The organism is Nonomuraea sp. NPDC049152 (assembly GCF_040648355.1).
Taxonomy (GTDB): domain Bacteria; phylum Actinomycetota; class Actinomycetes; order Streptosporangiales; family Streptosporangiaceae; genus Nonomuraea.
Genome location: NZ_JBEZDO010000007.1, coordinates 162,001 through 187,106, shown reverse-complemented (window position 1 = coordinate 187,106; position 25,106 = coordinate 162,001). Strand labels below are relative to the sequence as shown.

Genomic DNA, 25,106 nt, shown 5'->3' with positions numbered 1-25,106 from the left:
GATCACTGGCACCTGTGGGGCGACATGGCCAGCCGCACGCTGCACGTGGCGTTGTGCCCGCTGCCCGGGACGGACGTCTTCCAGCTCACCGCGCACGTCCACTCACCCGCCGGTGGCCAGGGCCTGAACACCGGTGTGCAGGACGCCTACAACCTCGGCTGGAAGCTGTCGGTCGGCTCCGACGCGCTGCTCGACAGCTACGAGCAGGAGCGGATGCCGATCGCCGAGCAACGGCGGCGGCAGGTTCACGCTGCTCGCCGACACCTCCGAGCGGTACGGCGCGGCCGTGCGCGTGCTGCCCCCGCCGGAGGGCCAGGAGGGCGTGCTGCTCGTCAGGCCCGACGGCTACGTCGGCTACGACGGCGACGAGGCGGGCGTGCGTGACTACCTGTCACGGCTCGGTGTCGAGACCGCGTAGCCGCGTGGCCTCCGCCCTCATGGCCGCCGCCTCGGACGCGGACATCCACGCGGCCGCGCCTTCCAGCACGGTCGCCCTGACGGTCTTGTCGTCGCTCCCCGCCGTCAGCTCCAGCGCCGCGTCCGCGTGGTCGCGCGAGCCCGACGCCGTCGCCAGCTCCAGGTGGATGAGCGCGACCAGCTGCGGTGGCGCCCCTTCCACGAGCGTCAGCGCCTCGCGCAGCAGGTGGGCGGCGGCCTCGGGGTCGCCCTTGCGGCGCGCCAGCTCGCCCCTGACATGCAGGACGCGGGCGCGGGCCAGCGGGTCGGACTCGACTGCCTCCCGCGTCTGGTCGAGCGCCGCCTCGGCCTCGCCGAACCTGCCGAGCCTGGCGTGGAGCTGGGCCAGGCGCACCCTGAGCATCACGGGGCCGGGGATCGCCTCCATGCCGCCGGTCGCCGCGGCGTGCCGTACGGACTCGGTGGCGAAGGACAGCGCGCGGGCGGTGTCACCGCGGTTCTCCGCGGCGTGGGAGAGCCAGGTCAGGGTCATGGCCTTGCCCCAGCGGTCGCCGGTCCGCTCGAAGCCGTCGAGGGCGGCCGTCAGCAGGGAGTCGGCCGCGCCCGGCGTGCCGTACTCGAACTCGACGACGCCCGCCATCAGCCGCACGGTCGCCCTGGTCCACGGGTCGGGGTGGTCGCCGAGCCTGGCCAGGGACGCCCGCGCCCTCGCCATGACGTCGTCGGGCGCGGTGGCCGAGCCGGTCAGCCCCCACCACGCCAGCGCGGCGGGATGGTCCGACTCCAGCAGCGCGGGGCCCGGCTCGCCACCGGTGATCGCGACGCACAGCGCGTGGGCGAGACCGTCGGCCGCGGGCATCCTGGCCGCCCATGCCTGGGCCTCGCGCCGTCTGCCCCGCATGATCCACAGCCAGATCCTGGCGAGGAAGAGCCTGAGCGGATCGTCGGCGCGGTCGAGGGCGGCGTCGAGATTGGCCTGCTCGGCGTCGAGTACGGCGAGCCAGCCCAGTTGCTCGGCCGTCCTGAGGAAGGAGTCGGCCCGCTCGGCCAGCGCGGTGTAGTAGCGGGCGTGGGCCGCCACGACCGAAGGGTCGTCGAGCTTCTCCGCGGCGTAACGGCGTACGGTCTCCAGTACGGTGTAGCGCTCGCCCTCCACCGTGACCAGCGACTTGTCCACCAGCGACTCGACGCCGGGCCCGCACACCTCCTGCACCGCCTCGTACGTGGCCCCGCCGGAGAACACCGACATCCTGGCCAGCAGCCGCCGCTCGTCGGGGGACAGCAGCTCCCAGCTCCAGTCGATCACCGCGCGCAGCGTGCGGTGCCGTGGCTCCGCCGTACGGCTGCCGCGCAGCGACAACCGGTCGCCGAGCTGCGCGGCCAGCAGCGAGGGCGACAGGGTGCGCAGCCGCGCGGCGGCCAGCTCGATCGCCAGCGGGATGCCGTCGAGCTCGCGGCAGATGTCCGCCGCGGCCGACAGGTCGAGCCCCGCCCTGGCGGCCGATGCCCGGTCCCTGAACAACTCGACAGCGGCGGCCTCGTCCAGCGGCGGCACGGTGTGCAGGTGCTCGCCCGTGACGTCCAGCGGCTCCCTGCTGGTCGCGATGATCCGCAGCCCGGGAACCTCGGCCAGCAGCCGCGCCGCCACGTCGGCCGCCTGGTCGATCACGTGTTCGCAGTTGTCCAGCACGATCACCGGCGAGGTGCCGCGCAGCGCCAGCTCGGGATCGGCGGCCTTGATCGCGCTCGACAGCGCGGTCAGCACGTCGGACACGGGCGCGAGCGGGACCAGCCACACCCCGTCCGGCACCCTGAGCGTGGCCGCGGTCTCGATCGCCAGCCGCGTCTTCCCCGCGCCGCCGGGGCCCGTCAGCGTCACCAGCCTGGCGACGGCGAGCAGCTCCCGCACCCTGGCCACGTCCGCCGCCCGCCCGACGAAGGTGGTCAGCTGGGCGGGCAGCGACGAGCCAGGCGAATCGCGCAGCGCCGCCTCGTGGGCGTCGAGCAGCTCGCGTCCTGGGTCCATGCCGAGCTCGTCGGCCAGCCGCCGCCTGACCCGCTCGAACACCTCCAGCGCCTCCGCGCGCCTGCCCGCCGCCAGCAGCGCCCGCACCAGCAGCGCGTGGTACGGCTCCCGCAGCGGATGCGCGGCGACCAGCCCCTCCAGCTCGGCCGTCATGTCGAATCCCCGCGCCAGATCCCCCGCGATCCGCGTCGCGACCGTGGCCAGGCGCAGCTCCTCGAGGTGGGCGGCGGTCGCGACGGCGAAGGGCATGCCGGTGGCGTCCGCGAGCGCCGTACCGCGCCAGAGGGACAGCGCCTCCTCGGCCGCGCCCTCGCGGGCCAGCCGCTCGAACCGCCACGCGTCCACGTCGTCGGCACGCACGTCGAGCAGGTAGCCCGACGGATGGGTGACGATCAGGCCTGGCGCCTCCCTGCGGGCGCGCGAGACGAGCGACTGGAGCGCGCTCGTCGGGTGCGCGGGCGGATCGTCCTGCCACAGGTCGTCGACCAGGCGCTCGGCCGTCACCACCCGGCCCGGGTCGAGGGCCAGCCTGACCAGCAGCGCGCGCAGCATGGTGCCGGAGACGCCGGCCCCTGAGACCTGGAGCGGGCCGAGAATCCCGATGCGCATACGCACATCTAAACGTGCAGGCCGCCGTTCACCTCACTCGCCTCCCCATCCTGAACACCGCCACCGGACGCAGCAGCGCCGTCACGTCGGCCAGCGGATCGCCCTCGACGGCCAGGAGGTCCGCGTCGTACCCGGCCATGATCCTGCCCTTCCTGTCGGCCACCCGGCAGGCGCGAGCCGCCTGCGAGGTGATCGAGCGCAGCGTGTCGAGCGGCGCGTAGCCGAGGTCGACCAGCATCCCCGGCCCGTACGGCAGGACACCGTGCGGCTTGATCGGCCCGATCCCCGCGTCGCTCCCGATCACGAACGGCACTCCCGCCGCGTTCAGCGCCCTGAGCGACCTCATCACCCCGGGAATCCGTTTCGCGATGCCAGCCGGGGGCGGCGGGCCACCGGGCACCATGCCCGCGGTGAGCGAGACGATGACGTCGGAGGCGGCCAGTCGCGCGATGACCGCGAGGTCGGGCTCGGCGGAGTCCTCGGTGAGGAACGAGCAGTGCTCGATCGTGTCGAACCCGGCCGCGAGCGCGTCGGCGATGCCCTCGCCGGCGTGCGCGTGAGCGGCGATCGGCAGGCCGTGGGCGTGCGCCTCCTCCACGGCGGCGCGCAACTCGGCCAAGCCGTACTGGCGGACGTGGGAGTGGGTGCCGGGTGTCATCTCACCGCCGGTGACCATCATCTTCACCACGTGCGTGCCGCGTCGTGCCCGCTCTCTGACGGCCGCGCGCACTCCGTCGACGCCGTCGGCCTCGCCGCCGAGGAACCAGCAGTGGCCCTTCGTGGTCGTGATCGGCGGTCCCGCTGCGAGGATCTCGGGACCCTCGGTGACGCCCAGCTTCTGGGCGAGCCTGAGAGCCAGGAAGTTCCGGTCGCCCAGGTCCCTGACGGTCGTGACGCCCGCGGCGAGCGTGGCGGCCGCCGCGTCCCGCATCCTGTCGAGCAGCTCCTCGTCGCAGGCCCCGTCCAGGTGGGCGACGGGGTCGGCGCTGGCGTCGAACACCAGGTGGACGTGACAGTCGATGAGTCCTGGCAGGAGGGTGACATCGCCGAGGTCGAGCTCGGCCACGCCGTGGTCGGCGACGGCCGTGATCCTGCCGTCCTCGACGTGGACCACCCGCTCGCCCAGCAGTTCCCTGCCGTCGAAGAGACGGCGTGCGCGTATGGCTGGCATGGCGTCACTGTCGCAGCGCGTGGGGTCCTCGTCATGAGTAGCCCATACTCAACGCCCCGCGTGCGGGACGGCCCGCACCGGCCCCGGTGCGGCGTCACCGGGCTTCGAGGCGGACGTTCTCGCGGTGGAAGAGCCCCGAGAGCAGCCACCCCGCCAGCACCCGCGCCCGCTGCCCCATCGTCGGCACCACGAGCAGGTGGTAGCCGCGGTGCGCCAGCCACCCGAGCAGCCCCGTCAGCCGTACCCGGTGGATCTGCGCCACCCCCTGCCGGTGTCCGAGCCCTGCGACCGAGCCGAGGTACGCGTGCCGGTACGGCCTGAGCGGCTCCCCCCGCACGTCCGCCACCACGTTGCGCGCCAGCACCTTGGCCTGCCGCATCGCGTGCTGCGCGTTGGGCGCGGTGAACCGCCCCGGCCTGGTCAGGTCCGGCACCGCCGCGCCGTCACCGGCGGCGAAGGCGTGCCTGACGTCGCGCACGTTCAGGAACGCGGTCGCCTCGATCCTGCCGAGCCGGTCGACGGGCAGCCCGCTGGCCGCCGCGAGCGGGTTCGGCCTGCCGCCCGCCGCCCAGACCAGGGTGCCGGCGTCCAGCTCGGTGCCGTCGCTGAGCACGACGTGGCCGTCGACGGCCGAGTCGAGGGTGGTGCCGAGCCGTACCTCGACGCCGCGCCCCGCCAGCGTCTTCACCGTCCACTCGCCGAGGCGGCCGTCGAGCTCTGGCAGGATGCCGCCGGTCGCCTCCACCAGGATCCAGCGCAGCCCGGCAGGGTCGAGCCCGTGGTCCTTCGCCGCGTCCTCGGCCATGGCCTGCAGCTCGGCCAGCGCCTCCACCCCGGCGAACCCGCCGCCCACGACGACGAAGGCGAGGGCCGCCCGCCGTACGGCCTCGTCGTCGGTCGAGGCGGCGACGTCGAGCTGGGCGAGCACGTGGTCGCGCAGCTGGACGGCCTCGCCGAGCGTCTTGAATCCCATGCCGTGCTCGGCCAGCCCCGGCAGCGGCAGCGTCCGGGTGATCGAGCCGGTGGCCATGACCAGGATGTCGTAGCCGAGTGTGCGGGCCGGGCCCCTCGCGGGCTCGAAAACGGCCGTCTTCGCGTCGTGGTCGAGGCCGGTGACGCGGCCCGTCAGCACCCGCACGCCCTTCAACACCCTGTGCAGCGGGGCGACGACGTGTCGCGGCTCGATCGCGCCGCCCGCGGCCTCGGCGAGGAAAGGCTGGTAGGTCATGTAGTCCTTGGGGTCGACCACGGTGACCTCGGCCTCGCCCTTCCGCAGCGTCCTGCGCAGGTGCCGCGCGGTGTACATGCCGACGTAGCCGCCACCGATGATCAGGATCTTCTTCGCTCTCATACCAGTAGGACGGGACAGCCTTCGTGTTTGTGACAATTACGCGTGCGGTCCGACCGAGATCTTTCCGATCGTCAGGCGGGGAGTGGCCTCCAGGATCTCGCCGACCCTGCCGACCTGCTGGTCGAGCTCGGCCAGCTGCTTCGTGGTGAGCTCGTCGAGCGGTTCCACGGTGACGTCGAGCTTCTTGCCGGAGCGGCGCTGGTGCCACACGCCCGCCACGACGCCGTCGATCAGCAGCACCGGGTAGTTGCCCGCCTGTCCGCCCGCCAGCGCGCGGTCCCACGCCCTGCCGGGGAAGAGCTGCTCCCGCGGGTGCGAGCCGACCACGAACGCGTCGAAGTACGGCAGGAGCCGCACGCCCCTCGACGGCTCATCGGGCGCCTCGGTGTCGCCCTCGTTCACCCAGCCGCCCTCGACCTGGTCCAGGGCGGCTGCGTCGAACAGCTTGGCCGCCCAGGTGACGGGGGCGGACAGCCACCTGGCGAAGTGCTGGGGCGTGGACGGGCCGTAGGAGTGGAGGTAGGCCTTGAGCAGCTCGGCCTGCGCGGTCTCGGTGTCGGCGGGCCGTACGTCTGGGCTGGTGTAGGTGACCTTGCGGCCGCGGTTGGGCCCGAACGCGAGCACGCCCCTGTGCGCGGCCAGGTGCGTCGCCTGACGCCAGCGCGGCCACTTGGTCTGGAAGGCGTCCATGACACGGTCGCCCGCCCAAGGTCCGGCGATCGCGACGACGGCTTCGTCCAGTTCGTCGATCGTGAGCGCCTTGCCCTTGAGCGCGATGCCCACCGCCTCGACGACCTGCTCGATCTGGTCGGGGGTGAGCAGTGCGACGCGCCCCGCGGGGAGCGACGAGAGCGCGCCGGTCCACATGGCGAGGTCGGCGGTGGGGAGCAGGTGGACGGTGCCGCGCGGGCCGTACGTCTTGACCAGGCTGCGCTCGGTCCACAGCGCCTCGCGGACGTCCACCCTGGTGGTGCCGGGCAGGCGGAGGCTGACCGACAGCTCGGCCGCGGACAGGATCTGCGCGTGGGCGCCGCACATGGCGGCCACGACGTCGGCGGGGGTGCCCTGCTGGGGGAAGTGGCGTTCGAGGCGGCGGGCGTTCCAGTTCATGGCCTCAGCGTAGGAGCGATCGCGGCACATTTCGTTCCGCATTACATTGCGGAGCGAATCGCTCCGTATAGTGGCCGGTATGAGAGCGATCGTTATGGACGAGTTCGGCGGCCCCGAGGTGTTGCGGCCGCGCATGGTTGACGACCCGGTGCCCGGCGAGGGGCAGGTGTTGGTGGAGGTGGCGTTCGCGAGCATCACCTTCGTGGAGACGCAGGTGCGCGCGGGGACCGGGCCGTTCGCGCCGCCCGACCTGCCCCGCACGCCGGGCAACGGCGTCGGCGGCAGGATCGTGGCCGTGGGGGATGGCGTCGACGCGGGCCTGGTCGGGACGACGGTGGTGACGACGACCGGCGGCGTGGGCGGTTACGCCTCACTGGCCGTGGCCTCCGCCGCTGACGTCGTGCCCGTGCCGGAAGGGGTGGCGCTGAAGGACGCGGTGGCGTTGCTCGCCGACGGCCGCACCGCGGTGATGCTCCACGAGCAGGCGGAGATCGAACCGGGCGAGCGGGTGCTGGTCCTGGCGGCCGGCGGCGGTGTCGGCGGCCTGCTCCTGCAACTCGCCGCCGCCTCGGGCGCCGAGGTGATCGGGGCCGCGCGCGGCAAGCGCGCGCTCGTGGAGCGCCACGGCTCCTTCGTCGACTACTCGGCCGAGGGCTGGGCGCGCACGCTGGAGGTCGACGTGGTCTTCGACGGGGTCGGCGGTGGCGTGGGCACCGAGGCGCTGACCGCGCTCCGGCCCGGCGGCAGGGCCAGCGTGTACGGCATGGCGAGCGGGTCGTGGTCGCGGACGGACGGCCTTCCGATCACCGTCATCGAGCGCGGAGGACCGCCCAGCCCGCGGGAGCTGCGCAGGCTCGTGGCCAGGGCGCTTGAACTGGCCGCGGAGGGACGGCTGTCGCCGACGATCGGCCAGACCTACCCGCTGGAGGAGGCGGCCTCGGCGCACAGGGCGATCGAGGCCCGCCAGACCACGGGAAAGACCCTGCTGGTCATCTGACCGCGCCGAACGCGACCGCGGTGGTGGAGGCGATCACCGTGGTCAGCACGACCAGGAACAGCACCGAACGCATCGGGTCGCGCCGCTGCGGCTTCGGCTTCTCGGGCAGCGCGCGGACGCGCGGGACGGGCGTCCGCGCGGGCGTCGGCGTGACCTCGGGCGGCTTGACCGGTGGTCGCGCCCGCGCGGGCAGGATCGGCCGTGGCGCGGGCCTGGTCGGCTCGCTCCTCGGCCGGCTCGGCGTGGGCGTCGGCTCGGGGGTCGGCGTGGGCTTGGGTTCGGCGGGCGTGGGCGTGGGCGGCTCGGGGGCCGGCTCCGGCCGGGGCGGGTGGCACCGACCCTCGCCCACCTGGACCACCAGATCCACCAGATCCACCACGCGGACACAGACCGAGACCGACACGCTCACCTCGATCTCGCCGTCACCTGCGCCAGGCGCCTTCACGAGCACACGGTCGCTCGTGCTCACCTCCACCTCGGGGTCGGCGGGCCAAGCAACCGGCTCGGGGTCGGCCGACAGGGCAGCCACCTCGGGGTCGGCCGACAGGGCAGCCACCTCGGGGTCGGTGAGGAGAGCGGCCGCCTCGGGGTCGGCCGACAGGGCAGCCACCTCGGGGTCGGTGAGGAGAGCGGCCGCCTCGGGGTCGGCGGGCAGGGCAGCGCCGAGGCAGAGGAGCGCCCCCGCCAGCAGCGCCGCCGCCCTCACGCGCTCCCCGCGATCCGCTGGAACTCCTGCAGCACGGACTGCAACGCGTCGGGCCCCACCGCCAGCGCCCCCGCGAAGGCGTGCGAGATGTCCCAGGTCAGGTACACGCCGACGCCGAGCATCCCCGCCATCGCCATCAGCGGCACCAGTGTCAGGCCGCGCGGCCTGGCTCCCGCGAGGAACGGGAAGATGATGACGACGACGCCGGTCAGCACGGTCAGCTCGAGCAGGCCCTCCGGGGGAGTGGTGCCCGCGTCGGCGGCCCTGCGGCTGCGCGCCGCCGAAAGCTCCTCGACCTTGTCGAGCACCAGCGCCTTGGCGTCGGCGTCGAGCTTCGCCTCGTCGACCCTGGTCCGCAGCGCGTCGAGCCGCGCCCCGCCCTCGGGCGACATCCGGCCCTCCGCCATCAGCGGCCACTCGTCGCGCACGACGAACTGCACGTAGTCGCGCAGGCTCTGCCGTACCCACGCCTGGTCGGTCTCGGGCAGGTCACCTGCGGCCCAGTAGGTCTCCACCGCCGCCTGGCCCTCGGCGAAGGTGTTCTGGCGGGCGGCGTCGGCCGTGGTCCACGGCACGATGATGGCGATCGCGAAAACCAGGAGGAACAGCGCCGACAGCATCGCGCCCGCGTGGCCGGTCGACGGGCCACCCGGGTCACGGTCCTCGGTGCCGAGCTTCCTGAACAGAACTGCGGTGAGCGCGACCACGGCGACGGCGGCCGCCACGGCGGCAATCAGGGCGAGCATGAGGCCGACTCTAGTGACTACCGAGTGTCACGTCGCGAACACGCAAAGATTTGTCGGCGGCGTGTCGAGGATGTGGGCCCCCGCTCCGACCAAGGGGCATGAAATACCTACTGATGATCTACATGAATCCCGACACCTGGGACACGCTCACCGTGGAGCGGCGCGACGAACTCACCCAGCTGATCGACGAGACGGAGCGGGAGGCGCGGTCCGCGTGAACCCCGTCGAGAAGACCATAGACGCTCTGGTCGAGTCGGGCGTGGAGAGCGGCGTCCAGATCGCCGTCTACCGGCGCGGCGAGCTCGTCGTCGACGCCACGGCCGGCGGCCTCGCCCCCTCGGCCCCCGTCTACAGCGCCTCCACCGGCAAGGCCGTCACCTTGACCGTCGTCCACGTGCTCGTGCGCCTGCTGACGCCCGAGCAGCTGCGCGAGGTGACCTCGCCCGTAGCCGCCTTGACGACCCCCTCCTGACCGTCCAGGGGTCGCCGGCCGAGCGACCTGGGTTCGTGGACTCAGGCCAGGTGGCGCAGGGTGTAGGCGGGGCCGGCGTAGGCGCCGCCCTGGAGGTCGGGGCCGCGCTCGTGAGCGAGGCGGTCGGCGTGCGCCTCGGCGTCGTCCTGCGGCCGGTAGCCGTCGCTCAGCTCCCAGAACCTGCGGGTGTTGGCGGAGACCGCGTAGAGCGTGAGGAAGCCGACGTCCTTCCTGGTCAGCGCGTCGACGAAGAAGCCGGCGCAGTCTCGGGGGCTCAGCCAGGTCGACAGCTGGCGCGCGTCGGCGGGTTCGGGTTCGAGGCTGCCGATGCGCAGGCAGACGACCTCCAGGCCGAACTTGTCGGCGTAGAGCCTGCCGAGGGCCTCGACGGCGACCTTGCTCACGCCGTACAGGCCGTCGGGGCGGGGCGGCATTTCGGGGGAGACGGTCACGCTGGAGGGGTAGCACCCGGTCAGCCGGTTGCTGCTGGCCAGCACGACCCGTGGCACGCCGGCCCGTCTGGCGGCCTCGAGAACGTGGTGGGTGCCCAGCACGTTGCCCTCCAGCAGGTCGGGCAGCGGGGCCTCGTCGGGCACGCCCGCCAGGTGGACGATCGCGTCGGCGCCTTCGACGAGTCCGGTCACGGTCTCCACGCTGTCGAGGACGGCCTGCCGTACCTCCTCGCCTGGCGTCTCCTGGGTGAGCGGCCTGCGGTCGACCAGCACCAGCCTGGCCGCCACCTCCCGCAGCCCCTCGCGCACCGCCGTGCCCACCAGCCCTGCCGCCCCTGTCATTACCACGGTGTCCATGCGCGGAGTCTGCCATCAGGCCATTGACAAACATAGTTTTTACGTACAACACTGTTTTTGCGATGAGAGACGTCCTGTACCTTGAACAGATCGAGCAGGCCGAGGCTCTGCTCAAGCCGCAGCGCATCGAGGTGCTGCGGCGACTGGCCGAGCCGCGCACCTGCACCGAGGTCGCCGCCCAGCTCTCCCAGACCCCGCAACGCGTCTACTACCACGTCAAGAAGCTGGTGGAGGCGGGGCTGGTCGAGCAGGTGTCCGAGCGCAAGGTGCGCGGCATCAGCGAAGGCATCTATCAGGCCACTGCCCGCTCCTACTGGCTCTCACCCCGCCTGGTCGGACGCATCGGCCTGAGGAAGACGCAGGACGAGCTGTCGCTCGGCTACCTCCTCGACCTGATGGAGGAGGTGCAGGCCGACATCGCCGCGCTGGACCGCAACCGGCCCGAGCTGCCGTCCATCGGCGTCTCCGGCGAGATCAGGGTGCCGCAGGAGCGGCGCCAGGAGTTCATGAACGACCTGCGTGACACGCTGCAGGACCTCTTCACCCGATACGGCGGCGCCGAGGGCGACGCCTTCAAGCTGGCCGTGGCCTGCTATCCCAAGGGAGAGAACGATGACTGAGCCGATGATCCTCCGTGTCCGCGTCGCCGCCCCCGCCAAGCAGGTGTGGCACGCGCTGACCGACCCCGAGTCGCTGCGCACGTGGCTCGCCGAGCACGCCGAGGTCGACCTGCCGCATCGCTTCGAGTTCTGGGGCCGCCACACCCCCGAGGGCGACGCGCCGCACCAGCGCGTGCTCCACGCCGACGACCACAGCCTGCGACTGGAATGGACGCTCGACGGCGAGGCCACCACGACCGAGCTCTCCGTCGACGAGGAGAGCCCCGACTCGACGATCGTCACCCTGAAGCAGAGCCACTTCGACTTCCAGGACGTCATCACGGGGGCCAGCATCAGGGGCGCCCTGCAGACGTTCTGGTGCCTGTCCCTGGCCAACCTCGTCGACCACGTCGAGGGCCGCGAGCTCACGCCCAAGGTCGACTTCACCTCGGCCACCATGCGGGAGGAGATCCTCATCGACGCCCCCATGCCCGCCGTCTACCGTTCGCTGATCGACTCGGAGGAGGCCACCCGCTGGTTCGGCTACCGCATCGAGATCGAGCCCTTCGTCGGCGGTCGCTGGGCCATGGGCGGCTTCGACGCCAATCCGGAGCCTGCCAAGGTCATCGACCTGGTCGAGGGCCGCGCGATGACGGTCGACTGGGGCTCGGCCGGCATCTCCAGCTGGGAGCTGGCCGAGTCCGGGGGCAAGACGAGGCTCACGTTCGTCCAGTCGGGCTTCGACGAGGCTCGCCCGCCGCACGCGGCGTGGGGCGGCTGGCTGTCGGGTCTGGCGGAGCTGCGTCGCTTCCACGAACTGCCCGACTGGCGTCCGATCTGGGTCGAGGCCGCGTGATCGCAGCGTGCATGCGGCGCAACGGCCGGGGCGCCCACCAGTTGGCCGCCCCGGCCAGCCGCATGAACGCGGGCACCATGACGGCCCTGATGATCGTGGAGTCCACGAGGATCGCCACCGCCATCCCGACCCCGATCATCTGCACGAACACCACTCCCGCGGTCGCGTAGACGGCGAACGACAGCGCGAGGATGGCCCCCGCCGCGGTGATGAGGGGCGCGCCGCGCTGCAGTCCTGTCGCGACCGCGGCGATGGTGTCGCCGGTCCTGGCGTACTCCTCCCTGATCCTGGAGATCAGGAAGACCTCGTAGTCCATCGACAGCCCGTAGGCGATGCAGAACATCAGGATCGGGATGCTCGGGTCGATGCTTCCCGTCGGGGTGAACCCGAGCAGGCCCGACAGGTTGCCCTCCTGGTAGACCCAGACGATCGCGCCGAACATCACCGCCATGCTCAGCAGGTTCAGCACCGTCGCCTTCAGCGGGATCAGCACGCTGCCGGTCATCAGGAAGAGCACCACGAACGTGACCGCGAACATCAGCCCGATCAGCAGCGGCAGCCGGTCCACGATGGAGGCGCGGTAGTCGGCGAGCTCGGCCGGGTAGCCGCCCACCAGCACCTCGAACGGCGCGGGCGCGGCGCGCACCCGCGAGACCAGCTCGATCGGGTCGCCCTCCATCTGCTCGGCGGTGGGCACGACCGACAGCCAGGTCCCCTCGCCGCCGCGGAACCTGGCGGGGTCGCCGTCGCCCGCGCGCGACCCTCTGACGTAGGAGCCGGCCGCCGAGTCGACCTGCGCGACGCCTTCGAGGCGTGACAGCGCGGCCGCGTAGTCCGCGACGCCGGTGGCCGGGCCGGTGGACACCACCTGGAGGGCGTCGGTCTCCTCGGCGGGGAAGTCGGCTCTGATGATCTCCTGGGTCTGCCTGGCGGGAGCGCTCGGCGGCAGGATCCTGTCGTCGGCCACGCCGAAGTTCAGTCCGAGGAACGGCGAGCCGAGCAGGAGCAGCACGAGCGTGGCGGCGCTGCCGTACAGGACGGGCCTGCGCATCACCCTGCCCGCCACCGCGTGCCAGAAGCCGACGGCGCGCTCGCCCCTGTCGCGGCGCGGGATCACCCGCCCGCCCACAGCGGCCAGTACGGCGGGCAGCACCACCACCGCGCCGACCACCCCGCCGATGACCACCGCGATGCCCGCGTAGGCGAAGGAGCGCAGGAAGTCGAAGGGCAGCGCCAGCAGCACCGCCAGCGAGGCCGCCACCGTCATCCCGCTGAAGACCACCGTACGGCCCGCCCTGGCGACGCTCGCCACGACGGCGTCGTGGTGGGAGCGGCCCTGCCGTACCTCCTCGCGGAAGCGGGCCATCACGAACAGCGAGTAGTCGATGCCCAGCGCCAGCCCCATGGCCAGCGTGATGTTCAGCGCGAACGTCGAGACGTCGGCGAAGCGCAGCACGCCGCGCAGCAACGCGAGCGTCGTCACCATCGCGAAGAGGCCGACCATGATCGGCAGCAGCGCCCCGAGCACCCTGCGCGAGTAGGCCCACAGCAGCACGAAGACCAACGGAAAGATGATCAGCTCGGCTCGCACGAAGTCCTGCCTGGCCTGCGGGACCGTCTGCCTGAACACCTCCTCGCCACCGCCCGACCGCACCGAGATCACCTCGTCGCCCCTGGTGACCTCGGGCACCAGGGCGGGCAGGATCCGCGAGCGGACCACGTTCGCGTCGCCGGGGATGCGGGCCACGACCAGCGCCCGCCTGCCCTCCTCGTCGCGCAGTGTGGCGGGGTTGCCGCGGGTCCAGTAGGAGGCCGCCTCCGCCACCCCGTCGAACGCGGCCACCCGCCTGGTCAGCTCCCGTCCCGCGGCGGCCACGGCCGGGTCGTCGACCTTCCCGCTGACGGCCGTGACGAGCAGGATCAGGTCCACGCTTCCGGTGCCGAACCGCTCGGCCAGCTCCGCCCCCGCCCTGTCGGACTCCGAGCCCGGCGCCTCGAACCTGGCGAGCGACAGGGCGTTCACCGTCCCCGTCGCCAGCGCGCCCATGACCAGCGTGGTCAGCAGGGACAGCAGCATGACGAGGCGGCGGCGCCGTACGAGAAGAGCACCCACGACTCACTCCCAAAACACGATAGACTGCTCGTGTCTCGAGTAATACAAGTGTCTGCTCGTATTTGTCAACGCTCCGCGAGCGGTCTAACCGGCGCTGAAGCCGCTGAACAGCAGGACGGCGAGCCCCAGCGCGACCGCCACGTTCACCACGGTGGCCGCGGCGAACACGCCGACAGGACGCCAGCCCGCCTCCCGCAGCGAGGCCACGCGGAACTCCAGCCCGATGCTGACGAAGGCCAGGATGAGGAACCACACCCGCAGGTCGTTGGCGACGCCGATGACCGCCTTGCCCTCGGCGGCGGGGACGGAGGAGAGGTACCAGGTGGCGCCGGCGCGGGCCACACCCAGGTGGCGGTCGTGGGGGAGGTGCGGGTGGTGCTCATCACGGGATCAGTCCCGTCGGGATCACTCCTGCGATGACCAGCAGGAGGAGGGCGAGGCCTGCGATCGTGGCGGCCCAGTCCTCGTTGAGGGCGGCGCGGCTCTCGCCCTCGGTCGTCTCTCGCTCGCTCATGGGATGCGCCTTTCTGCGGGGGGTGAGCGGGCGGGGCGCGGGCCTGCGTCCCGCCCGTGCCGGGGGCGGGGCGCCTCCCAACGCCCCGCCCCGTGAGGAGTCGGCCCGTCAGGCGACGACGAGGGACTCGGCGGTGAACTCGCGGCCTGCGACGATCTCGGAGACGAACCCGTCGGGGCCGACGGGCCGGTCGCCGATCAGCGTGACGCGGTGCAGCGTGCGCTGGACGTCGAGGTGGTCCAGGTCGGAGGGCGCCAGGTGCGCGGTCGCCCTGTTGTCCCAGAAGGCCAGGCTGCCCGGCTGCCAGCGGAAGCGGACCGTGTACTCGGGCCTGGTGATCTGCTCGTACAACAGCTCCAGGATCCGGCGGCTCTCCTGGGCGGACAGGCCGACGATGTGGTCGGTGAAGCCGGGATTGACGAACAGCGCCCTCTCCCCGGTCTCGGGGTGCACCCTGACCACGGGGTGGATCGAGACGAGCAGGTTGTCGTTGATCCGCTTGACCAGTTTCCCGTCCTCGTCGGTGGGCCGGTAGCCTGCGAGGAAGCGGTGCTCGGCCCTGAGCCCGTCGACGAAGGCCCTGAGCGGCTCGGACAGCCCCTCGTAGGCGGCCACCAGGTTGGTCCACTGGGTGTCGCCGCCGAACGCGGGCACTGTCTCCGCGCGCAGGATCGAGGCGGCGGGCGGGTTGACGGCGGCGGTGACGTCGGTGTGCCAGCCCGAGTAGTACGAGTACTGGCGCCTGCGGTACAGCTCTCGGTAGTCGGGCCCGTAGCGCTCCTCGTAGCGGCGCGGGTCGATGGTGAGGATCTGGGGGAACTCCTCCGGTGGCGCGTCCTCGTGCGGGTGGGCGTGGGTGAGCGCGCCGAACTGGCGGGCGAAGTCGATCTGGGCGGCGTGGTCGAGGGTCTGTCCGCGGAAGAACACGACCTTGTGGGCGAGCAGGGCCTGCCTGATCTCCTCGACCGTGGACGGGTCGAGCTGATGGGACAGGTCGACTCCGGTGATCTCGGCGCCGATGTGTCCGGCGACGCGGCGGATGTCGAGGGTGGACGTGGTCGATGGCATGACGGGCCTCCATGGGCGTACGACGGTGTGTACCGGGGAGAAGGGGGGCGGGACCCGAGGTCACCGCCTGGCACAGAGGGCGCTCGCCTGCCGCATGAGATCGACGTGGAGGCGAGCGACCAGAAGCTCGCTGTGGATCACACCCTTGACACTCGGCTATATTCCCCATGAAGTCAATAGGAAATACATGAAACTCTGTGCCGCGAGCCAAGAGAAGGTGAAAGGCCATGCCGAGCCCCGTATCGAGGCCTAACGTCGAGCACATGTCGATCGACGAGGACGCACGCCGTATTGAGAAGCTGGTACCCGCTCCCGGCCGCGCTGCGGTCGCGGTGGCGCCCCCTGTCGCGGGAGAGGGGCACTGGGCGGGCGCGCCCAGCGCCGCCGCCTGCGACGGGGTGATCTATCTCGCCTACCGGCTCAGGCGCCCGGTGCGAGAGGGCCGCGGCTACGCGGTCGTCGTCGCCCGATCCGCGGACGGCGAGCGCTTCGAGACGCTCACCACGATCACCCGCGAGCAGATGGACGCCGAGTCGCTGGAACGGCCCGCCCTGGTGCGCCTGCCCGAGGGCGGTTGGCGGCTGTATCTGAGCTGCGCCACCCCCGGCACCAAGCACTGGAGGGTGGAGGTGCTCGAGGCCGCCGATCCGACGGGATTCGACCCGCGCTCCCGCACGACCGTCCTGCCCGGCGACCCCAAGACGGGGGTTAAGGACCCGGTGATCGTACGGCACGGCGGGACCTGGCACCTGTGGGCCTCGTGCCACCCGCTGGCCGATCCAGGCGAGGAGGACAGGATGGTCACCGACTACGCCACCAGCCACGACGGCCTGGAATGGACGTGGCACGGCACCGCGCTCAGCGGCCGTCCTGGCGCGTGGGACGGCCGCGGCGTCAGGATCAGCGCCGTCCGCTTCACCGGCGACGAGGTGCGGGCCTTCTACGACGGGCGCGCGAGCGCGGCGGAGAACTACGAGGAGCGGACGGGCATCGCCGAGGGAGGCGACCCTGCCGCGCTGACCCCCGTGGGCACCCTGCCGGTCGCCGCCTCACCGCACGCCGGCGGCGGCCTGCGCTACCTCGACCTGGTGGACCTGCCCGACGGACGCACCCGGATGTACTACGAGTTCACCAGGCCGGACGGCTCCCACGAGCTGCTCACCGAGCTGCGCTGATCACGTCGCCCTCCCGTTCCTGGCCTGACGCTGTCCGTCGGGCCGGGTGCCGACCAGGCCGCCCGAGCGTTCGCGCGGCCTGAGCCAGTCGCTGAAGTCGTCGCCCGTCACCCGCTGGAGCAGCGCGACGTCGTCGGCGAAGTAGGGGATGAGCTCGCGCCGCTGCTCCCACGTGAGCGGGCGGCGCGCCCTGCCACGCTGCTGGAGCCTGTGCTCCAGCGGCTCGGCCAGCGTCGCCGGCAGCAGCCGCCTGAACGCCGACAGCAGCGTGTGCCTGGAGCTCGCCTCAGGATGGGCGGTCACGTTCTCCCTGGGCACCTCCGTTAGCAGGCCGCGGCGGACCCCGAGGAAGCCGCAGATCAGGTCGAGTGTCTCGGCCGGTCTGTCGACGAGGTCCCGGTAACGGAAGGTCAGCACCTGGTCGCGGGGGAAGAGCGTGAACAGGTGCGAAAGCTGCTCGCCGTACCTGCCGAGGCCGATGTAATGCCAGAAGTGCGCCCAGCCCGCGGCGATCCGCCGCTCCTCCTCCACGCACGCGCGCACCACGTCGCCGACCGGTTCGAGGCCCGCCGACCACAGGTGCGTCCAGTTGGAGTGGGCCCGCTCGACGGGATCGCGCAGGATCACGATGAGCCTCGCGTGCGGGATGGCGGCGCGGATGCGCCGCTGGGCGTCCAGGTCGTACAGGTAGAAGGGCGTCGACTCGCCGCGCAGCGTGCCCGAGGGCGCCGCGGCGAACAGGGCCTCGTAGTCCTCGCGCCGCCAGACGTGCTCGCGGTAGGTCTCCGCGTCGCCGGGGCCGCCCCTGGCAGGCGGCGGCCCGTCCGTCAGGAAGTGCTTGGGCTCCTTCACCGTGGACAGGAAGAGGCCGGGATGGCCCTGCAGCGCGGTGTGCAGCGCGGTCGTCCCGGTCTTCGGGGCGCCGATGACGAGGAAGTCCGGCAGGCTCATGACGGATCCTCCCTATGCCTGCGCGAGAGTGAGCACGCCCGCGCCCACCAGCGCGACGGCCCAGATCTTGTCGGTGTCGAACCATGCCCTGCGCAGCACGGTCAGGCCCACGACCTCGAAGACGACCAGCGCGACCGCCCCCGCGACGAGGCTCCCGGAGACCGCGTGTCCCCCATGTCCCGCATGCCCCGTCTGGAGGCCGGTGAAAACGCGGCGGTCGAAGGTCGCGACGTAGGCCAGGCGCTCGGCCGGTGCGGAGGCGGCGTCTCGGGGCGAGGGGTGGAAGGTGGGATCGGGGGTCCAGAGTGCCATGGGTCCAGCATCCCCCAAATCCCTACAAGGTCAATGGGTAATTATTCATGTAAAACCAGTAGGAAATATTTACTTAGGGCGCTCGAGCGCGTAGGTTCACAGGTATGAGGCAGGGCCACTACCTGACCAGGCGCCCGCACGTGGACTACGGCCACGTCGCCAGCGCGCAGTGTCGCTGATCACAGAGCCGATCACTCGCCGTTCCCTCTCGCGTGGCCGAAGACGCCCGCGCGACCCACCGACGAACTCTCTTCCGGCGTGCCCGCCCTCCGGCGCGACGCCGTGCTCTCGTGAGGACACTCCCCATGACCACAATCAGACATGCCCTGCCGTACGCCCTGTTGGTGGCCGCCCTGGCCGCCTGCGCGTCGGCCCAAGGCGCGGCCACCAAGGACGGCGCCGAGACCACCGAGCTGCGCTACCAGGGCAACGCGGGCGCGGTCACCTTCCCCGAACTCGCGCAGGAGCTCGGCTACCTCGGTGACCTCAAGCTCAAGTGGGTCGGCAACACCACCAGCGGCCCCCAGGACATCCAGTCGGTCGCCACGGGCCAGACCGACATCGGCGGCGCCTTCAACGGCGCGATCATCAAGCTCAAGGCGGCCAAGGCGCCGATCAAGGCGGTCATCGGCTACTACGGCGCCGACGAGCAGAGCTTCAGCGGCTACTACGTGGCCGACAACAGCCCGATCAGGACCGCACGCGACCTGATCGGCAAGAAGATCGGCGTCAACACCCTCGGCGCGCACCACGAGGCGGTCATCAAGGAGTACCTCAAGCGCGAGGGGCTGACGCCCGAGGAGATCAAGCAGGTCGAGCTCGTCGTCATCCCGCCCGTCAACACCGAGCAGGCCATCCGCCAGGGCCAGCTCGACGTGGGCACGCTCGGCGGGATCCTCAAGGACAAGGCGCTGCAGCGCGGAGGACTGCGCCCGCTGTTCACCGACGTCGGCCTGTTCGGGCCGTTCACCGCCGGCTCCGTCGTCCTGCGCGACGACTTCATCGCCGCCAACCCCCACACCACCAAGACCTTCGTCGAGGCGTTCGCCAAGGCCGTGCACTGGACGCAGACCCACCCCAAGCAGGAGGTCGTCGCCACCTTCAAGGAGATCATCGCCAAGCGCAAGCGCAGCGAGGACGCCACGGCGGTGACGTTCTGGAAGAGCTCGGGGATCGCGGGCAAGGGCGGCGTGATCGCCGACAAGGAGTTCCAGACCTGGATCGACTGGCTGGAACGCGAGGGCGAACTCCAGTCGGGCCAGGTCAAGGTGTCCGACCTCTTCACCAACGCCTACAACCCCTACGCCGACGGGAGCGCCTCATGAAGATCGCCATCCAGAACGTGGGCAAGGTGTTCGAGATCAGGGACTCCGACCGGCCCTTCACCGCGCTGGAGGACATCGACCTCGACATCCGCGCGGGCGAGTTCCTCACGCTGGTGGGGCCGAGCGGCTGCGGCAAGTCCACGCTGCTCGACCTGATCGCGGGCCTGACCCGGCCGACCTCGGGACAGATCCTCATCGACGGCGTGCCCATCACGGGTCCCGGCCTCGACAGGGGGATCGTCTTCCAGCAGTACGCGCTCTTCCCCTGGCGGACGGCGACGGGCAACGTCGAGTTCGGCCTGGAGGCGAAGGCCGTACCCAAGAAGGAACGCGCCGAGCGGGCAAGGCACTACCTGGACCTGGTCGGGCTCGCCGGATTCGAGGACCGCTACCCGCACGAGCTGTCGGGCGGCATGCGCCAGCGCGTCGCCATCGCGCGCAGCCTGGCCTTCGACCCCGACGTGCTGCTGATGGACGAGCCGTTCGCCGCCCTTGACGCCCAGACCCGCGAGTCGCTCCAGGAAGAGCTGCTGCACATCTGGGAGAAGACCGGCAAGACGATCGTGTTCATCACGCACGGGATCGACGAGGCCGTCTATCTCGGCCAGCGGGTCGCGGTGATGACCTCGCGCCCCGGACGCATCAAGGAGACGCTCGCCATCGAGTTCGGCTCCCGCGAGGGCGATCTGCGGGCCGAGACGCGCTTCGGCGAGTACCGCCACCACATCTGGACCCTGCTGCGCGACGAGGTCGCCGCCGCCCGCCGCGAGGAGGCGAGCTCCGTTGGCTGAGCTGGAGACGAAGGCGCCGCCGATCGAGCGGGGGCACGAGCAGGGAACCGACGAGCCGTACTGGTACGACGTGCCCGACGAGGACGCCGAGGCCGAGGAGCCGCCGCCGCCACCGAAGCCCCTGCGCGCCCGCCGCCCTCGCCTGCCCAGACCGCTGACCACGGCCGTCGAACGTTCCGCCGCGATCATCCTGCTGCTCGCCCTCTGGGAGGCGCTGCCGCGAGCCGGCGTCGTCGACCGGGTGTTCGTGCCGCCGCTGTCGGAGAACCTGGCCGCCGGGTACGACCTGCTGGTCACGGGCCAGCTAGGCGAGCACCTCGGCGCCTCGCTGCTGCGCTCGTTCGCCGGATTCGCCCTGGCCATCGCGCTGGCCATCCCGCTCGGCCTGGCGATCGGCTGGTACCGGCCCGTGGCCGCCTTCCTCAACCCCGTGCTCGAACTGTTCCGCAACACCTCGGCGGTCGCGCTGCTGCCGGTGTTCACGCTGATCCTCGGCATCGGCGAGACCACCAAGATCACATTCGTCCTCTACGCCTGCTCGTGGCCCATCCTGCTCAACACCATCAGCGGCGTGAAGACCGTCGAACCCCTGCTGATCAAGTCGGCGCGATCGATGGGCCTCGGCCCGTTCCGGCTGTTCCAGAAGGTGATCCTGCCCGCCGCCGTTCCCACCATCTTCACCGGTGTACGGCTGGCGGGCGCTTACTCGATCCTCGTCCTGCTCTTCGCCGAGATGGTCGGCGCCAAGGCGGGCCTCGGCTACCTCATCCAGGCCTCGCAATCCAGCTTCCGCATCCACGACATGTACGCCGGCATCATCACGATCTCCGCCATCGGCCTGCTGTTCAACCAGCTCCTGGTCAGCGTGGAGCGCCGCTTCTCGACCTGGAGGACCACATGACGAGACAACTGCACCTCAACGCCTTCCTCATGGGCGTCGGCCACCACGAGGCCGCGTGGCGCCACCCGAGCGCGGAGCCGTCCAGGCTTACCGACGTCCGCCACTACCAGAACCTCGCCAGGATCGCCGAGCGCGGCACACTCGACTCGGTGTTCCTAGCCGACGGCCTCGCCCTGTGGGGCAACGTCAGGCACAACGCGCTCGGCGGACTCGAACCGCTGACGCTGCTGTCGGCGCTCGCCGTCGTCACCGAGCACATCGGCCTGATCGCCACCGTGTCCACGACGTACAACGAGCCCTTCCACGTGGCGCGCAAGTTCGCCTCGCTCGACCACATCAGCCGCGGCAGGGCGGGCTGGAACATCGTCACCTCCGCCGGTGAGGCCGAGGCGCACAACTTCGGCATCGAACGGCCGCCGCACGCCGAGCGCTACGCCAGGGCCACCGAGTTCCTCGACGTCGTCGGCAAACTGTGGGACAGCTGGGAGGACGACGCCGTCCTCTCCGACCGCGCCGGCGGCACCTACGCCGACCTCGGCAAGATCCATCCGATCGAGCACGCCGGAACGCACTTCAGCGTCCGCGGGCCGCTCAACACCTCCCGCACCCCGCAGGGCAGGCCGCTGCTGGTCCAGGCCGGCTCGTCCGAGGACGGCAAGGACTTCGCCGCCCGCTACGCCGAGGCCGTCTTCACCGCCCAGCAGACGCTGCGCGAGGCGCGCGACTTCTCCGCCGACCTCAGGAACCGCCTGCGCGGCTACGGCAGGCGCCAGGAGGAACTGCTCGTCCTGCCCGGCATCTCGCCGATCATCGGCTCCACCGAGGAAGAGGCCCGCCGCCTGGAGCAGGAGCTCGAAGACCTGATCATCCCCGCGTACGGGCTCAGCCAGCTGGCCACCCTCATCGGCATCGAGCTGAAGGAGGACGCCCTCGACAAGCCGCTTCCCGACGTCAGCGTCGAGACCGAGGGGGCGCAGAGCAGGCGCAGGCTCGTCGTCGAGCTGGCCAGGCGCGAACGGCTCACCGTGCGGCAGCTGCTGTCCCGCCTCGCGGGCGGACGCGGCCACAGGGTGGTGGCGGGCACGCCCGAGCAGATCGCCGACGAACTGCAGGAATGGTTCGAGTACGGCGCGGCGGACGGCTTCAACATCATGCCGCCGATCCTGCCCAGAGGGCTCGAGGACTTCGTCGACCACGTGGTGCCCGAACTGCGGGCCAGAGGCTTGTTCAGGACCGAGTACGAAGGCCGGACGCTGCGGGAGAACTACGGTCTGACCCGCCCCCCGTCGCGCTACGCGGCCGAACCCCTACGGGAACTCGACACGGTGGTGGCCTCATGACCGACACCATGTCGCGCTACGCGGCCGAACCCCAACGGGAACTCCACGCGGTGGTGGCCTCATGACCGACACGATGCCCGACCGCGCGGTGGGCGCCGACCGGTTCAGGCAGGCGCTGGCCGTCCACGCCGCCGGCGTCGTGGTGATCACCGCGCAGAACGGGGGAGTGCCCGTCGGGCTGACGGCCACCTCGTTCACGTCGGTGAGCCTGGACCCGCCCCTGGTGTCCTTCTACGTGGACAGGACCTCGACGACCTGGCCGTGGCTGGCGACGGCGGACCACTTCGCGGTCAACGTGCTGACCAGCGAGCAGTCGGAGCTGGCGGCGCGGTTCGCGCGCAAGGGCATCGACCGGTTCGCCGAGCCGACCAGATGGCGGGCGGGGGAGCTGGGGGCGCCGCTGCTCTCGGACGTGTCGGCGCACCTGATCTGCCTGCCGTACGAGAAGGTGGACGTGGGCGACCACATCCTGGTCGTGGGGCTGGTCGCCGAGGTGGACGTCCACCACCCCGGTCGCCCCTTGCTGTACCACCAGGGCGCCTTCGGCCGCTTCACCGCCCACCGCTGACGTCCCCGGGCCCGCCGCTCCGTGGCAGGAGCGCGGGCCCGCGTCAGCGCTGACCGGAGCGTCGACGGCCGCCGCCACCCGGGCGATCAGACTGAGGGCGAGGCCGGCTTCGAGCCGGTCGCCGTCGGCGGCCCCCAGGCTCCAGACCACCCCCGCGCACGGTCAGACTCTCCCGCCGCGCGTCGTCACCTTCGATCCGAGGGAGCACGGGCGCACGCTACGGGCCTGTCACACTCTCCCGCCGCGCGTCGTCATCCAGGTGACGATCCACAAGGAGAGGAACCCCATGAGCATCACCATCACCCCCCGAACCTCCATCCTGATCCGCACCGGCGTCTACTGGCTTGCCACGCTCCCCGTCGTCGTCGAGTCGGCGGTCGGGGCCGGGTGGGACCTCCTGCGGACGCCCTACGTCCTCGACACGTTCGATCATCTCGGCTACCCCGCCTACCTGCTCGCCATCCTGGGCGTCTGGAAGGTGCTCGGCGTGCTCACGCTGATCGTTCCCGGCTTTCCTGGGCTCAAGGAGTGGGCGTACGCAGGCATCTTCTTCGTCTACACCGGAGCGGCCGCCTCCCACCTCGCGGCCGGCGACCAATCCATGGCGGTGGCGACGCCGATCGCCTTCGCCGTGTTCACGTTGATCTCGCGGGGGCTGCGGTCGTCTGCGCGCTTCGAATTGACCTCGATCGTGGCCCTCGTGATCCCCGTACGTCGTCTTGCCGACAAGTGAGCCGGCGGCCCTACCTCCATCCAGGCGTCCGAGCTTCCCGGTGGACCGCAGGATCGGTGAAGATCCGAGGCGGCGTCGCGGGAACGGCGGGAAGCGAGTCGGTGCTGACGCACGCCAGCGTGACGATCGCGGGATCGCAGCCAGCGGCAACCGACCAGGGAGGGCATGATGTCACTGACAGAACACTGAGGATCGGGCTCAGCAAGCTGGATGGACGCGCACTTCCCATCTTTTGTACTTCTCCGCGGACGTGGAGGCCGACGGGCCGATCCCGGGCCCGTATTCGATGGTGAGCTTCGGACTGGCCGTTGCCGGCACCTTCGACGGCACCCTCTTCGAGGCGGCAGACCCGACCAAGGACACGTTCTACGCCGAGCTGAAGCCGATCAGCGACACCTTCGATCCCGAGGCCCACAGGGCTCTCCGTTGCGGCGCCTTCATTTCGCCCCCATGAGAGTCTCCGCGAAGAGGTACTCCGAACCGCTGGGCATGTGGATGTAAGGCATGGTCGTCCGTCAACGGCGATGACTCTGATGCTGGCCGAGCCCCTGGCCATCAGGCCGTTGCTCCGACGGGCGGCAGGCCGACGCCTGACCGGCTTTCGTCACATCCACGCGTCACCCGGCTGACGGGACCCGGACGGTGGTCATCACCGGCTGTCCCTTGGCGACCAGCGCATCAGCGGCGTGCGCGAGGTGCGGCTGCTGAAGGTCGTCTTCCAAGCCGCTTTGCTCGACGGCACGCAGGTCCACGGCAGTGAACGCGAACTCAGCTCTCCTAGCCGTTCTTGGTCACGGTGCCGGTCTTGGCGTCGACCTTGACCCCCTGCCAGGCGCCGTCCGGGGAGACGACATCGCCGTCCCAGACGAGCATGTCGTTGTTGTACCTGTCCAGGCTCAGGTGGGTGATCTTACCTTCCGGCATTGCGGAGGACACCTTCTCCACCGCGTCCTGGAAGGTGATCTTGGCGTCCTTGATGATGCCCATGACCCTGGCCTTCTCCCCCTCGCCAGTGTCCTTGACGCGGGGTTCCGAGACCACCTTTCCTGACGAGTCCACTTCCAGCACGCGCTCTGTGCCGGCGGGCTCGGCCAGCTGGACCTCCCAGAGTCGGCCGTCGTTCTCCGCCTGGACCGAGAGGATCGTGGAGCCCTCGACGGCGGCCATTGCCGCGGCGCCGGCCTTCTCGAGGTCCGCCATGCCGCCGGGTTCCTGGCTGGGGTCGGCCGGCATTCCGGATGGTGACATGAGCCCGGCGGGCGCTGCCTTGACGGCACTGGACTGGGTGTCGGCGCTCCCGCAGGCTGCGGCCGTGAGCAGGGCCGAGCAGGCGAAGACGGCACTGATGATGGTCTTTGTCCGCTTTCCACCATTCATACTGAGGACGCTGCCCGAAACTCCATAAAGGCACGCCCGGAAGTCGGACAAGTTGGTCCAGACCCCTGT

27 protein-coding genes and 2 pseudogenes are annotated in these 25,106 nt (G+C 71.2%); 13 read left to right on the top strand and 16 right to left on the bottom strand.

Annotated features, from left to right (window positions below; all coding sequences use genetic code 11):
* Positions 1–90: 90 nt before the first annotated feature.
* A pseudogene (locus AB0B45_RS15815) lies at positions 91–228 on the top strand (FAD-dependent monooxygenase); the annotation flags it as partial.
* 163 nt (positions 229–391) lie between these two features.
* On the opposite strand, the gene AB0B45_RS15810 reads toward AB0B45_RS15815, so the two are convergent.
* The 4 genes from AB0B45_RS15810 to AB0B45_RS15795 all read right to left on the bottom strand — a co-directional run bounded on the left by AB0B45_RS15810 (position 392) and on the right by AB0B45_RS15795 (position 6,684).
* Entirely contained in the window at positions 392–3,052 is a 2,661-nt protein-coding gene (locus AB0B45_RS15810; RefSeq protein WP_358130729.1) for a BTAD domain-containing putative transcriptional regulator, read from the bottom strand.
* 28 nt (positions 3,053–3,080) lie between these two features.
* Positions 3,081–4,223, bottom strand: a complete 1,143-nt coding sequence (locus tag AB0B45_RS15805; protein WP_358130727.1) for an amidohydrolase family protein — start codon at positions 4,221–4,223, stop codon at positions 3,081–3,083.
* Positions 4,224–4,317: 94 nt separating this feature from the next.
* The gene (locus AB0B45_RS15800) at positions 4,318–5,574 is read right to left on the bottom strand and encodes an FAD-dependent oxidoreductase (protein WP_358130724.1); all 1,257 of its coding nucleotides are present in this window, start codon (positions 5,572–5,574) and stop codon (positions 4,318–4,320) included.
* 36 nt (positions 5,575–5,610) lie between these two features.
* Positions 5,611–6,684: a winged helix DNA-binding domain-containing protein gene (locus tag AB0B45_RS15795; RefSeq protein ID WP_358130723.1), complete on the bottom strand. Its 1,074-nt coding sequence runs from the start codon at positions 6,682–6,684 to the stop codon at positions 5,611–5,613.
* A gap of 79 nt (positions 6,685–6,763) precedes the next feature.
* Between AB0B45_RS15795 and AB0B45_RS15790 the strand changes: the two genes are divergently transcribed.
* Positions 6,764–7,681, top strand: a complete 918-nt coding sequence (locus tag AB0B45_RS15790) for a zinc-binding dehydrogenase (protein WP_358130720.1) — start codon at positions 6,764–6,766, stop codon at positions 7,679–7,681.
* Here the strand turns inward: AB0B45_RS15790 and AB0B45_RS15785 are convergent.
* Entirely contained in the window at positions 7,674–8,387 is a 714-nt protein-coding gene (locus AB0B45_RS15785; protein ID WP_358130718.1) for a hypothetical protein, read from the bottom strand. The two genes, AB0B45_RS15790 and AB0B45_RS15785, sit on opposite strands and share 8 nt — an antisense overlap.
* Positions 8,384–9,133, bottom strand: a complete 750-nt coding sequence (locus tag AB0B45_RS15780) for a hypothetical protein (protein WP_358130715.1) — start codon at positions 9,131–9,133, stop codon at positions 8,384–8,386. The genes AB0B45_RS15785 and AB0B45_RS15780 overlap by 4 nt, the downstream gene beginning before the upstream one ends.
* A 214-nt stretch (positions 9,134–9,347) precedes the next feature.
* On the opposite strand from AB0B45_RS15780, the gene AB0B45_RS15775 reads away from it, so the two are divergent.
* Positions 9,348–9,605: a serine hydrolase gene (locus AB0B45_RS15775; protein WP_358130712.1), complete on the top strand. Its 258-nt coding sequence runs from the start codon at positions 9,348–9,350 to the stop codon at positions 9,603–9,605.
* Positions 9,606–9,646: 41 nt separating this feature from the next.
* On the opposite strand, the gene AB0B45_RS15770 is transcribed toward AB0B45_RS15775, so the two are convergent.
* Positions 9,647–10,414, bottom strand: a complete 768-nt coding sequence (locus AB0B45_RS15770) for an NAD(P)-dependent oxidoreductase (RefSeq protein WP_358130710.1) — start codon at positions 10,412–10,414, stop codon at positions 9,647–9,649.
* 62 nt (positions 10,415–10,476) lie between these two features.
* Here AB0B45_RS15770 and AB0B45_RS15765 point away from each other — a divergent pair, with 62 nt between their 5' ends.
* Positions 10,477–11,034 (top strand): helix-turn-helix domain-containing protein, encoded by a 558-nt coding sequence (locus AB0B45_RS15765; RefSeq protein ID WP_358130708.1) that lies wholly within the window; start codon positions 10,477–10,479, stop codon positions 11,032–11,034.
* A pseudogene (locus AB0B45_RS15760) lies at positions 11,027–11,761 on the top strand (SRPBCC family protein); the annotation flags it as partial. The gene AB0B45_RS15765 and the pseudogene AB0B45_RS15760, both read left to right, overlap by 8 nt.
* Here AB0B45_RS15760 and AB0B45_RS15755 read toward each other — a convergent pair.
* The 5 genes from AB0B45_RS15755 to AB0B45_RS15735 form a co-directional block, all read right to left on the bottom strand.
* The gene (locus tag AB0B45_RS15755) at positions 11,733–13,982 is read right to left on the bottom strand and encodes an MMPL family transporter (protein WP_358130706.1); all 2,250 of its coding nucleotides are present in this window, start codon (positions 13,980–13,982) and stop codon (positions 11,733–11,735) included. The pseudogene AB0B45_RS15760 and the gene AB0B45_RS15755 overlap by 29 nt on opposite strands.
* An 84-nt stretch (positions 13,983–14,066) precedes the next feature.
* On the bottom strand, positions 14,067–14,324 hold the full coding sequence (locus tag AB0B45_RS15750; RefSeq protein ID WP_358130703.1) for a hypothetical protein: 258 nt from the start codon (positions 14,322–14,324) through the stop codon (positions 14,067–14,069).
* A 40-nt stretch (positions 14,325–14,364) separates the two neighbouring features.
* Positions 14,365–14,496 carry a hypothetical protein gene (locus AB0B45_RS15745; RefSeq protein ID WP_358130701.1) on the bottom strand — a complete coding sequence of 44 codons (132 nt, stop codon included), beginning with the start codon at positions 14,494–14,496 and terminating at the stop codon, positions 14,365–14,367.
* A 108-nt stretch (positions 14,497–14,604) separates the two neighbouring features.
* Complete coding sequence (locus AB0B45_RS15740; protein WP_358130699.1) at positions 14,605–15,564, bottom strand: TauD/TfdA family dioxygenase; 960 nt, start codon at positions 15,562–15,564, stop codon at positions 14,605–14,607.
* 60 nt (positions 15,565–15,624) lie between these two features.
* The gene (locus AB0B45_RS15735; RefSeq protein ID WP_358131088.1) at positions 15,625–15,705 is read right to left on the bottom strand and encodes a putative leader peptide; all 81 of its coding nucleotides are present in this window, start codon (positions 15,703–15,705) and stop codon (positions 15,625–15,627) included.
* A gap of 122 nt (positions 15,706–15,827) precedes the next feature.
* On the opposite strand from AB0B45_RS15735, the gene AB0B45_RS15730 reads away from it, so the two are divergent.
* On the top strand, positions 15,828–16,739 hold the full coding sequence (locus tag AB0B45_RS15730; RefSeq protein ID WP_358130697.1) for a hypothetical protein: 912 nt from the start codon (positions 15,828–15,830) through the stop codon (positions 16,737–16,739).
* Here AB0B45_RS15730 and AB0B45_RS15725 read toward each other — a convergent pair whose 3' ends face one another.
* Both AB0B45_RS15725 and AB0B45_RS15720 read right to left on the bottom strand, forming a co-directional pair.
* Positions 16,740–17,690, bottom strand: a complete 951-nt coding sequence (locus tag AB0B45_RS15725) for a sulfotransferase (protein WP_358130694.1) — start codon at positions 17,688–17,690, stop codon at positions 16,740–16,742.
* Between the two features lie 12 nt (positions 17,691–17,702).
* Positions 17,703–18,002: a hypothetical protein gene (locus AB0B45_RS15720; RefSeq protein ID WP_358130691.1), complete on the bottom strand. Its 300-nt coding sequence runs from the start codon at positions 18,000–18,002 to the stop codon at positions 17,703–17,705.
* A 305-nt stretch (positions 18,003–18,307) separates the two neighbouring features.
* On the opposite strand from AB0B45_RS15720, the gene AB0B45_RS15715 reads away from it, so the two are divergent.
* The 7 genes from AB0B45_RS15715 to AB0B45_RS15685 all read left to right on the top strand — a co-directional run bounded on the left by AB0B45_RS15715 (position 18,308) and on the right by AB0B45_RS15685 (position 24,114).
* Positions 18,308–19,327: an ABC transporter substrate-binding protein gene (locus AB0B45_RS15715; protein WP_358130688.1), complete on the top strand. Its 1,020-nt coding sequence runs from the start codon at positions 18,308–18,310 to the stop codon at positions 19,325–19,327.
* Positions 19,324–20,118 carry an ABC transporter ATP-binding protein gene (locus tag AB0B45_RS15710; protein ID WP_358130686.1) on the top strand — a complete coding sequence of 265 codons (795 nt, stop codon included), beginning with the start codon at positions 19,324–19,326 and terminating at the stop codon, positions 20,116–20,118. The genes AB0B45_RS15715 and AB0B45_RS15710 overlap by 4 nt, the downstream gene beginning before the upstream one ends.
* Complete coding sequence (locus AB0B45_RS15705) at positions 20,111–21,019, top strand: ABC transporter permease (RefSeq protein ID WP_358130683.1); 909 nt, start codon at positions 20,111–20,113, stop codon at positions 21,017–21,019. Before AB0B45_RS15710 ends, AB0B45_RS15705 begins: the two co-directional genes overlap by 8 nt.
* Complete coding sequence (locus tag AB0B45_RS15700; protein WP_358130680.1) at positions 21,016–22,359, top strand: LLM class flavin-dependent oxidoreductase; 1,344 nt, start codon at positions 21,016–21,018, stop codon at positions 22,357–22,359. The genes AB0B45_RS15705 and AB0B45_RS15700 overlap by 4 nt, the downstream gene beginning before the upstream one ends.
* A 61-nt stretch (positions 22,360–22,420) precedes the next feature.
* Complete coding sequence (locus tag AB0B45_RS15695; RefSeq protein WP_358130677.1) at positions 22,421–22,927, top strand: flavin reductase family protein; 507 nt, start codon at positions 22,421–22,423, stop codon at positions 22,925–22,927.
* A 286-nt stretch (positions 22,928–23,213) separates the two neighbouring features.
* On the top strand, positions 23,214–23,660 hold the full coding sequence (locus AB0B45_RS15690; RefSeq protein ID WP_358130674.1) for a DoxX family protein: 447 nt from the start codon (positions 23,214–23,216) through the stop codon (positions 23,658–23,660).
* A 250-nt stretch (positions 23,661–23,910) separates the two neighbouring features.
* On the top strand, positions 23,911–24,114 hold the full coding sequence (locus AB0B45_RS15685) for a hypothetical protein (protein ID WP_358130671.1): 204 nt from the start codon (positions 23,911–23,913) through the stop codon (positions 24,112–24,114).
* Positions 24,115–24,277: 163 nt separating this feature from the next.
* Here the strand turns inward: AB0B45_RS15685 and AB0B45_RS15680 are convergent, their stop codons facing one another.
* Entirely contained in the window at positions 24,278–24,412 is a 135-nt protein-coding gene (locus tag AB0B45_RS15680) for a hypothetical protein (protein ID WP_358130669.1), read from the bottom strand.
* Between the two features lie 25 nt (positions 24,413–24,437).
* Positions 24,438–25,037: a PepSY domain-containing protein gene (locus tag AB0B45_RS15675; RefSeq protein WP_358130666.1), complete on the bottom strand. Its 600-nt coding sequence runs from the start codon at positions 25,035–25,037 to the stop codon at positions 24,438–24,440.
* Positions 25,038–25,106: the final 69 nt, after the last annotated feature.